Genomic DNA, 1,541 nt, shown 5'->3' with positions numbered 1-1,541 from the left:
CGGTAGTTCGTTAAATCCGGTGGTGGCATGGGTTGACGGCAAGTCGGGTTGGTCGTAAGCCGGTGGTAGGAGCCAACTGGCTTGCTGGGGGCTGAAGATGACTGCTCGCCGTCCGTGTCCGCCCGCGCCGGGACCGTTGGAGGACTATGCGGCCCGGTTCGACGACCTGTTCTTCAGCCTGGCCCAGCGGCGGGGGTTTCGCGAGTATCTGACCGGGCTGCTGGCGCCGCGGGACCGGAACAAGACGATCACCTGCCTGGCAGGCGCGGAGCCGGTGGCCGGTGCGGGGATGCCGGGGGTGCAGCGGCTGCAGTTCTTCCTGTCCGAGTCGCCCTGGGAGGCCGAGCAGATCAACGACCGGCGGCTTGAACTGCTGCGCGAGCAGCCGGCGACGGCTCCGCACGACGGCGGGGTCATCGTGATCGACGACTCTGGGGACCGCAAGGACGGCACGGCAACTGCGCACGTGGGCCGGCAATGGCTGGGCCGGTTGGGCAAGACGGACAACGGCATCGTCACGGTGACCACGGTGTGGACCGACGGCCGTGTGTACTACCCGCTGCACGCGACTCCCTACACCCCCGCCCACCACTTCGCCCGCGGCCGCTCCGATCCGGCCTTCCACACCAAACCGCAACTGGCCGCAGCCCTCGCGGCCCGGGGCAAGGAGGCGGGCTTCGGCTGCCGGGCGGTGGTCGCCGACTGCGCCTACTCCGTCAGCGACACCTGGTACCTCGCACTGCGCGAGGCCGGCTTGGCCTACGTGGTGGCGCTCAAGCCGCACCGCGGCACCTGGGCCCGGGCCGTCCAGCCGCACACCCCGATCGAAGCGGCCCACGCCCTGGCCTGGAAGGATGCCAAGCGTCCCGGCGACTGGAGGCCCGTGGAGCGTCACTTCCGTGACGGGCACAGTGAGACCTGGTGGGCCGCCGATGCCCGCCTGGGCGGCTACGGCCCCGACTCACCCTGCCGGCTGGTCGTGGCCACCACCGACCCGGCCCGGCTGCCGGAGAAGGCCACCTGGTACCTGGCCACCAACCTGCCCCACCCCGACGCACCCCACGCCGCCACCAGCCCGCACCCGCCGGCCGACCTCGCCGAGATCGTCCGCCTCTACGGACTGCGGCCGTGGATCGAACAGAGCTACAAACAGATCAAGGACGAACTCGGCTGGGCCGACTTCCAAGTCCGCTCCGACCGCGCCATCCGCCGCCACCAGACCCTGGTCAACTGCGCCTTCTCCTTCTGCTGGGACCAATGGTTCGCCCCACCCGGACCCCTGGACGCCACCGCGCCGGACCCCTGCCCCGACGAGGGGCCAGAGAGGGGGCCCAGACCAACCCCACCGGCCCCAACAGCCTTGCTGGCCCACGGCCTTACGCGCCATCCGTTCCTGGCTCGCCCCCGCTGTCACGCTCAACCGGTGGTGGCAAGCCTGGACGGACAAGGACCCACCTTCCGAGCTCCAGGCCCTGATCGACGCGGTCACCACCGGACACGGCATTGACCTCTACAGCCGGATTTAACGAACTACCGGTAAC

At 70.2% G+C, this 1,541-nt stretch carries 1 protein-coding gene; it reads left to right on the top strand.

Annotated elements, in window-relative coordinates:
* Window positions 1-97: 97 nt before the first annotated feature.
* Complete coding sequence (locus ACIRF9_RS52650; protein WP_403837811.1) at window positions 98-1,507, top strand: IS701 family transposase; 1,410 nt, start codon at window positions 98-100, stop codon at window positions 1,505-1,507.
* The last annotated feature ends 34 nt before the right edge of the window (window positions 1,508-1,541 follow it).

It is taken from the genome of Streptomyces sp. NPDC096132, from assembly GCF_044763345.1.
Lineage (GTDB): Bacteria > Actinomycetota > Actinomycetes > Streptomycetales > Streptomycetaceae > Streptomyces.
The sequence above is the reverse complement of the archived record's forward strand: the minus strand, read 5'-3'. Positions and strand labels throughout refer to the sequence as shown.